General features: G+C 40.4%; 3 protein-coding genes and 20 tRNA genes (1 of these 23 only partly in view). 2 read left to right on the forward strand and 21 right to left on the reverse strand.

Annotated features, from left to right (window positions below; translation table 11 throughout):
• Positions 1 to 53: 53 nt before the first annotated feature.
• Positions 54 to 1,508, reverse strand: coding sequence for an aldehyde dehydrogenase family protein (locus tag CJ483_RS23135; RefSeq protein ID WP_120038512.1), 1,455 nt, complete (start codon positions 1,506 to 1,508; stop codon positions 54 to 56).
• A 684-nt stretch (positions 1,509 to 2,192) separates the two neighbouring features.
• On the opposite strand from CJ483_RS23135, the gene CJ483_RS23140 reads away from it, so the two are divergent.
• Together CJ483_RS23140 and CJ483_RS23145 are read left to right on the forward strand one after the other, a co-directional pair.
• Positions 2,193 to 3,947 carry a sigma-54 interaction domain-containing protein gene (locus CJ483_RS23140; RefSeq protein WP_120038514.1) on the forward strand — a complete coding sequence of 585 codons (1,755 nt, stop codon included), beginning with the start codon at positions 2,193 to 2,195 and terminating at the stop codon, positions 3,945 to 3,947.
• Positions 3,948 to 4,337: 390 nt separating this feature from the next.
• Complete coding sequence (locus CJ483_RS23145; RefSeq protein WP_120038516.1) at positions 4,338 to 5,501, forward strand: saccharopine dehydrogenase family protein; 1,164 nt, start codon at positions 4,338 to 4,340, stop codon at positions 5,499 to 5,501.
• A gap of 298 nt (positions 5,502 to 5,799) precedes the next feature.
• Here the strand turns inward: CJ483_RS23145 and CJ483_RS23150 are convergent.
• From CJ483_RS23150 to CJ483_RS23245, 20 genes are all read right to left on the reverse strand, one after another.
• Positions 5,800 to 5,887, reverse strand: a tRNA-Ser gene (locus CJ483_RS23150).
• A 13-nt stretch (positions 5,888 to 5,900) separates the two neighbouring features.
• Positions 5,901 to 5,972 (reverse strand) — tRNA-Asn (locus CJ483_RS23155).
• Positions 5,973 to 5,978: 6 nt separating this feature from the next.
• A tRNA-Ile gene (locus CJ483_RS23160) sits at positions 5,979 to 6,052 on the reverse strand.
• A gap of 11 nt (positions 6,053 to 6,063) precedes the next feature.
• A tRNA-Gly gene (locus CJ483_RS23165) sits at positions 6,064 to 6,137 on the reverse strand.
• A gap of 9 nt (positions 6,138 to 6,146) precedes the next feature.
• A tRNA-Gln gene (locus CJ483_RS23170) sits at positions 6,147 to 6,221 on the reverse strand.
• A gap of 13 nt (positions 6,222 to 6,234) precedes the next feature.
• Positions 6,235 to 6,310, reverse strand: a tRNA-His gene (locus CJ483_RS23175).
• A 9-nt stretch (positions 6,311 to 6,319) separates the two neighbouring features.
• Positions 6,320 to 6,404: transfer RNA gene (locus CJ483_RS23180), tRNA-Tyr, on the reverse strand.
• Between the two features lie 37 nt (positions 6,405 to 6,441).
• Positions 6,442 to 6,517, reverse strand: a tRNA-Phe gene (locus CJ483_RS23185).
• 51 nt (positions 6,518 to 6,568) lie between these two features.
• Positions 6,569 to 6,645, reverse strand: a tRNA-Asp gene (locus CJ483_RS23190).
• 3 nt (positions 6,646 to 6,648) lie between these two features.
• Positions 6,649 to 6,722 (reverse strand) — tRNA-Met (locus tag CJ483_RS23195).
• A gap of 23 nt (positions 6,723 to 6,745) precedes the next feature.
• Positions 6,746 to 6,838, reverse strand: a tRNA-Ser gene (locus tag CJ483_RS23200).
• Between the two features lie 3 nt (positions 6,839 to 6,841).
• A tRNA-Met gene (locus tag CJ483_RS23205) sits at positions 6,842 to 6,915 on the reverse strand.
• Positions 6,916 to 6,934: 19 nt separating this feature from the next.
• Positions 6,935 to 7,007 (reverse strand) — tRNA-Ala (locus CJ483_RS23210).
• Positions 7,008 to 7,032: 25 nt separating this feature from the next.
• Positions 7,033 to 7,109: transfer RNA gene (locus tag CJ483_RS23215), tRNA-Pro, on the reverse strand.
• Positions 7,110 to 7,123: 14 nt separating this feature from the next.
• Positions 7,124 to 7,200 (reverse strand) — tRNA-Arg (locus tag CJ483_RS23220).
• Between the two features lie 13 nt (positions 7,201 to 7,213).
• Positions 7,214 to 7,302: transfer RNA gene (locus tag CJ483_RS23225), tRNA-Leu, on the reverse strand.
• A gap of 6 nt (positions 7,303 to 7,308) precedes the next feature.
• Positions 7,309 to 7,383: transfer RNA gene (locus CJ483_RS23230), tRNA-Gly, on the reverse strand.
• Between the two features lie 54 nt (positions 7,384 to 7,437).
• A tRNA-Leu gene (locus tag CJ483_RS23235) sits at positions 7,438 to 7,519 on the reverse strand.
• A 7-nt stretch (positions 7,520 to 7,526) separates the two neighbouring features.
• A tRNA-Lys gene (locus CJ483_RS23240) sits at positions 7,527 to 7,602 on the reverse strand.
• Positions 7,603 to 7,627: 25 nt separating this feature from the next.
• Positions 7,628 to 7,635 (reverse strand) — tRNA-Thr (locus tag CJ483_RS23245); it runs 68 nt beyond the window's last position.

Here is a 7,635-nt window from a genome sequence, read left to right on the forward strand (position 1 = left end):
AATATGGTTGCGAACATATCTGTTCGCAACCATATTATAACTAGATGATAGGTTTAAAAAGAGAAATCCCAAGTTACAGTACGAAGATGTGTCATATCTAACATTGTGTATCTACCGCCAATGCGGCCCCAGCCCGTACGCGTGCCAGCTGCACCGCCAAACGGTACATGTGGTTCCCAATAACCTCCGTGTTCATTGATGATTGTATTACCAGTTTTTAAGCCATTCATGTATTTGAAGGCGCGTGCAGAGCTTTTAGTGTATACAGCAGACTGTAATCCTAAATAGGAATCATTCGCAATTTTAATTGCCTCTTCATCACTCTTGACAGTAATGATTGGCACAATCGGTCCGAAAGTCTCATGCTTATTAATTAAGGTGTCTAGCCCAACATTATCAATAATAGTAGGTTGGAAATAAAGATTGGTTGGACAATTTGTTTCCCTTTTACCACCAAAAAGAACATTTGCCCCTTTTTCAAGCGCATCTTGTACATGTGATTCCATTTTTGAAGCTGTTGCTTCATTGTTCATTGGCCCAACTTTGGTGGAGACATCAAATGGATCCCCCAATGGCCACTTTTTCGTTTCTTCCATTACACGTTCTACGAATGCATCGTGAACTTTTTCATGAACGAGGACTCGTGCTGTAGCACAGCACACTTGCCCTGCATTAAAGAATCCTCCGTGAACAGATCCTTTGGCTGCTGCATCAAGATCAGCATCTTCACAAATGATAGTTGGACCATTACCGCTAGCTTCAATAATCGATGGTTTTAGCCCCGCTGCACGAACGATTTTTTCAGCGGTAGTATGGGAGCCAATAAATCCTATTGCATCAACGCCCGGATGTTCAATAAGCTGTTGTCCGACCTTTCCATCACCATAGACGATGTTAAGCAATCCTGGTGGGATATCAGCTTCATGCATAATTTCTGTAAAGAGACTAATGATTCCTGGTGTATACTCTGAAGGTTTAAGAACGATTGTATTTCCTGCTGCAATGGCCGGAGCCACAAACTCGGCTAGCATAAGAGTAGGAAAGTTCCACGGAATGATAATTCCATAAACACCGTTTGCTTTTCGGAATGTGAAAATTCGTTTGTTTTTATCTAATGAAGGGATAATGGCTGTTTCCATGCGTTTTGCATCTTCTGCAGCAATTCTAAATAATTCTGCTGATTCCTCGATATCTGGTAATGCTTCAGCTTCATACGGTTTACCTTGTTCAAGCGTAAGTGCACGGCTCAATTTTTCTTTATTCCGATCAATTGCATCAGCGATCGCATAACAAACTCGGCCGCGTTCCCAAGCAGTAGCTTCCTCCCAAGAGACTTGAGCCTTTTTAGCTGCTGCAACCGCTGCAGCAATTTCTTCTTCAGTGGAATCTGGAGCTCGATAAATGACTTCGCCTGTAACAGGAGAAACTATTTCACGTACGTTTGCACTAGCTGACTCTGTCCATTCTCCATTAATACAATTTCTCAATACTGCCGTTTTTGTTTGCATATTAACAACTCCCTTTTTAAACTTTTATTTTTTATGTTAGATAGTCATTTCTTGTGGATTGTTTGAATTTTGCCTTTTTCGCAATAAGTAGAGAGTAATATTTCTTTGAGTTAAGTAAGTAATAAACTTTGGTGGGGCAATACGTTGTTCCGGTGGTTTTGCATCTTTCTCTTTAATTTCTCTATTTAACATTTCTGATAGTTCTAGATGCACCTACTACAATAACATCCTTCGAGTACTAAACCTCCTTCCAATCTATTTGCATGTATTCAACATACTTACTAAAATACTAAGCAAGACTTATGCCAACCTTTCAAACCTTATAAACTGGCAAAATTAATAGGAATTTTATAAAATGATGGCATCTTGCATCTGAATTTGATGCAATATTGCATCAAATTATCTTTGGTGTTGGTTGCTAATTGAAAGATCTGAATAAGAAACAAGAACAGGAAAAAAAGCTGTTCATATTAGTGAAATTCTATTAAGTGGCTTGATAAAGCTAATAGTGTTACAGAGGGGACGAAAGTTCAAAGACAGGAAGTTGTCCTGTTCGTAGCGAATACTTTTAGCTACAACACCCCCTATTCCCATAAATTCAAAAAAAGTAAAATAACCACATTAAGAGCTGGATGTTTTACTTTTGTAATATGAATAAATTTTCATTGGATATGGAGGGGTATAATGAGGATAGATGAATATCTCATAAGGGATGTATTTTGTATAGCCTGGCCTGCAACAGTTGAAATTATCTATTTGGAAGCAATTAAGACTAGTTATCACTGGTTTTTATTAAATGAAGGAGAAGAAATTATTGGGTGTATAAAACGAGAGACGCTTTATGACCAATTAAAGACTACCGATTTCACAAAACTACATTCAATAGCTATAAAAGATTTATTGACGGATGTTTCGGTTGTAACTGACGAAGAATCAAGCCAAATAAACTATGATGCCAATAAGGTTATCGTTGTAACAGATTCAAAAGGAAAAATTAAGGGAGTAATCGATTGGGCATTCGAAAAAAAAATACATGAAATAGTTAATGAAGATGAATGGTTTCTCAAAGAAATGCAGACAGTTTTTGATGAGTTTTATCAGAGTATTTTTGTTACAGATGAAAAAGGAAATGTTATACGAGTTAGCTCTCATGATGATCAACCGTATTTGGGGAAAAATGTTTTTGAACTAGAGAGGGAAAGAGCCTTTTATCCATCCATTTCGGCAAAAGCAATTAAATCAGGCAAGCGAGAGAGCGGATTACAATATACAAATACAGGCGAAATATTTCAAATTGAATCAATTCCCATAAAGAACGACTTGGGAGAAATTGTACGTGTAGTGTCCATTACGAAACATTCATCAGAAATTAAGCATTTAAAAAAGATACAGCAAGAAACCAAAACTTTACTGGATAGTTATCAAAGAGAGGTAGCACGAATTAAGCAGGAGAAATACGATAATAAACCCTTAATATATAAAAGTAAAGCTATGGAAGATGTGTTCGAACTTGTTAAGTCAGTAGCCTCTGTAGATACTTCTGTCCTGATTTTGGGTGAAACAGGTGTAGGTAAACAAATGATTGCAAATCAAGTTCATTTATTATCTCATCGAAATGATAAGCCCTTTGTTACAATTAACTGCGGAGCGATACCGGAAAATTTATTAGAGTCTGAGCTGTTCGGTTATGAGGAAGGGGCTTTTTCTGGTGCACGAAGAGGAGGCAAATTAGGACTTTTTCAAATTGCTGATAAAGGGACAATATTTCTAGACGAGATTGGCGAGTTACCCATATCTTTACAAGTAAAACTATTACGGGTTTTGCAAGAAAGAGTTATTTTAAAAATTGGAGGGACAAAAGAGCATAAGATCGATGTTAGAATTATTGCAGCAACAAATAAAGATTTGAGTCAAATGATTAAAAATGGATCTTTTCGTGAGGACCTATACTATCGAATCAACGTTGTTCCAATAAGAATCCCGCCTCTAAGAGAAAGAAAGGGTGATATACATGCGCTTTCCTATTACTTCCTTGATAAGTTTAATAAGAAATATGAAAAGAATGTCGTACTCTCACCCAGACAATTAGAACAAATATTAAGATATTCATGGCCCGGAAATGTAAGGGAACTTGAAAATGCAATCGAAAGATTTACTGTATTGGAGCAACCTTTATTCTTTGAAGATCAAACAACAGACTCATTGTATTTTTATGAGCTTGAAAAGGAGGAAAGAAAACTTCCTACTTTGACGAAGTTCGTGGAAACGGCCGAAAAGGAACTCATATTGAAAGCCATGTCGCGCTTTTCAACGACAAGAGAAATGGCAAATGGCTTAGGGGTAAATCAATCAACAATAGTCAGAAAATTACAAAAATATGGATTGCGTGACAATCTCCAACAGAAGGATATTTATATACATAACAAAATAGGAAATTAACTCTAATTTATAGTAATCCAAAACCTGATACAAAGCATTGTTTGTTCCATTAGATGCAAGAAAGCATCTATTCTGATGCATAATGCCATCAAGAACACCTCACCTTACAAAAAATTCAGTATCCACTGGTTTTCTATACAACTGTATCTTGGCATGATTATTGCAAATTAGAATGGCATAGGGAATTTTCTTTACAAATGAAAGTAATTTCAACACACGCTACTGGGAAAAGGAACACCATCAACATGAAGGAATGCAGAAATTCTTAAACACAACAGAAGGATAAAAAGTGTTTTTATTGGGAAACGAAAAAACTCTCCAGAAGATATTGATACTTTTAATGTAGTGTATCTTCCAGGGGACTAAATAATTTATTGGGAGGATTTCAATATGAATAAAGTAGTAGTATTAGGTGCAACAGGAACAATTGGTCAGGTGATTGTTCGAGATCTAGTTGAAAGTGGTGTAAAGGTAATCGCTGCAGATTTAGACACTAAAAGATTAGAAGAGTTGAAGACAAAAACTAATCATCAAATAGAAATTACCCCTTTAAATATTACAGATCAAGAAAGAACTAAAGAAGTCCTTCTTCAAGGAAAAGTTTGTGTCAATGCTACAAACTATATTTTTAATATTGAAGTGATGAAGGCCGCAGCTGCTGTGGGAATTAGCGTTCTTGATTTAGGAGGACTATTTAAACTGACCAATGAACAGTTAAAACTTGATGAAGAAATGAAGGCAGCTAACATATTATCGATTGTAGGAATGGGATCCGATCCAGGAACGTCTAATATTTTCAGCCGATATGGTGTGGAAATGCTAGATTCCGCCGAAGAAATACACATTCGTTTCGGATCTACCACCTCGGGGTCTACCTTCTCTTTTGCGGTAGATACAATCATCGATGAAGCCATAAAAAATGCAATGGTTGTTAAAAATGGCGTCCTTACTGAAATTCCACCGCTATCGGATGAGGAACTGACAGTCTTCCATGAAGACATTGGAGTGCAAAAAACATACTCAATTATTCATTCGGAATTAGCAACCTTACCAATCAGTTTTCCAGAAGTTAAGAACATCACTTATAAGGATTCTTGGGATCCAGCAACAATTGAAAAAATAAAAACATTAAATGCATTAGGTTTGTTAGAAACAGAACCAATCGAGATTGCAGGGAAGAGTATCCTGCCTAGACGTCAAACTGTGTCTTTATTACAAAATGTATTAGCAGCTAAGGAAAAACCACAGTGGGGGAAGGATGTATTGTTAGTTGAGGTGAAAGGATTGAAAAATGGAAACAAAGCATCTGTTAAATTAGAAATGCTCACTGATTACCAACCCCATTGGGATGTGAGTGCTACCCAATATGGCACAGCAATTCCTGCTTCAATTGTAGCCCAAATGATTTTAAATGGTGAGGTAACTAAAAAGGGCGTCAAGCCTGCAGAACAATGTATTGACCCGAAAACATTTCTATCTTATTTAAAAGACAAAAATGTTGAAGTAAATATTACGTATAGTGAAACAAAGAAAGATATAGCTGTTTTCGCTTAAGTCTTCTCAAGATTGAGGTATCATGAATTCAGATTCCGACTGAATTTCTGATACTTCAATCATTTTGTTTTTTACAAAGTATACTGTTGAGATAATAGCATAGTGCTCCTGAACCTTAGAAGTCTCTACATAGCCTTTACGAGCGTCTTTTCAAATCTCCGATTCGGAAATTAACAAAAGACCTGCCACTCTATCCATCTAAACGAAAGAAGCTTATGCAAACTTATATATGCATAGAAACACCCTTATTCTTCTCATAGAAGAATAAGGGTGTTTCTGAAGAAAACTATATGTACGACGGAGAAGGAGGGATTTGAACCCTCGCGCCGCTTACGCGACCTACACCCTTAGCAGGGGCGCCTCTTCAGCCTCTTGAGTACTTCCCCAGAAAAATAAAAACTCCGCAGGCAAGATTCGAACTTGCGACCGATCGGTTAACAGCCGATTGCTCTACCACTGAGCTACTGCGGAACAAAGTGGGCCTGAATGGACTCGAACCATCGACCTCACGCTTATCAGGCGTGCGCTCTAACCAGCTGAGCTACAGGCCCATTTATGTAAATGGAGCGGGTGATGAGAATCGAACTCACGACATCAGCTTGGAAGGCTGAGGTTTTACCATTAAACTACACCCGCATTAAAAACTGGCTGGGCTAGCTGGATTCGAACCAACGAATGACGGAGTCAAAGTCCGTTGCCTTACCGCTTGGCTATAGCCCATTAATAATACATATGGGGCGATCGATGGGAATCGAACCCACGAGTGTCGGAGCCACAATCCGATGCGTTAACCACTTCGCCACGACCGCCATTCTCACTGGTGGAGGGGGACGGATTCGAACCGCCGAACCCGGAGGGAGCGGATTTACAGTCCGCCGCGTTTAGCCACTTCGCTACCCCTCCATCTGAAATAGAGACAGCTTCTTAGACAATGAAAAAATGGTGGCTCAGGACGGAATCGAACCGCCGACACATGGATTTTCAGTCCATTGCTCTACCGACTGAGCTACTGAGCCACACAAGAATATTATATATCAACAGCAAGACACTCCTTGCTGGAAGAAATATGGCGGTCCGGACGGGACTCGAACCCGCGACCTCCTGCGTGACAGGCAGGCATTCTAACCAACTGAACTACCGGACCAGATTGCGGGGACAGGATTTGAACCTGCGACCTTCGGGTTATGAGCCCGACGAGCTACCAGACTGCTCCACCCCGCGACGATAACATATAAAAATAATTATGGCGGAGGAAGAGGGATTCGAACCCCCGCGCGGTTTAACCCGCCTGTCGGTTTTCAAGACCGATCCCTTCAGCCAGACTTGGGTATTCCTCCATATAGCGGCGGAGGGGATCGAACCCCCGACCTTGCGGGTATGAACCGCACGCTCTAGCCAGCTGAGCTACACCGCCAAACTAAATATAAAATCAATGGAGCCTAGCGGGATCGAACCGCTGACCTCCTGCGTGCAAAGCAGGCGCTCTCCCAGCTGAGCTAAGGCCCCACGTTACAATTTTACGAGCAATAACTGGTCGGGAAGACAGGATTCGAACCTGCGACCCCTTGGTCCCAAACCAAGTGCTCTACCAAGCTGAGCTACTTCCCGCAAAAACGGTTAAATGGCGCGCCCGAGAGGAGTCGAACCCCTAACCTTTTGATCCGTAGTCAAACGCTCTATCCAATTGAGCTACGGGCGCATTGCTTTATAAATGGTGCCGAGGACCGGAATCGAACCGGTACGGTAGTCACCTACCGCAGGATTTTAAGTCCTGTGCGTCTGCCAGTTCCGCCACCCCGGCATGATATGGAGCGGAAGACGGGATTCGAACCCGCGACCCCCACCTTGGCAAGGTGGTGTTCTACCACTGAACTACTTCCGCATTTCCGCAGAATGTTCTGCCTTTTCACTAAAAAAGATTTAAGAGAAAAAACGATGCGGGTGAAGGGAGTCGAACCCCCACGCCTTGCGGCGCCAGATCCTAAGTCTGGTGCGTCTGCCAATTCCGCCACACCCGCATATAAATGGTGAGCCATGAAGGACTCGAACCTTCGACCCTCTGATTAAAAGTCAGATGCTCTACCAACTGAGCTAATGGCTCGTTCTGAAAAAAGTTGAAAGGGAAATGGTGCCG

The organism is Bacillus sp. PK3_68 (genome assembly GCF_003600835.1).
Taxonomy (GTDB): Bacteria; Bacillota; Bacilli; order Bacillales; family Domibacillaceae; genus Pseudobacillus.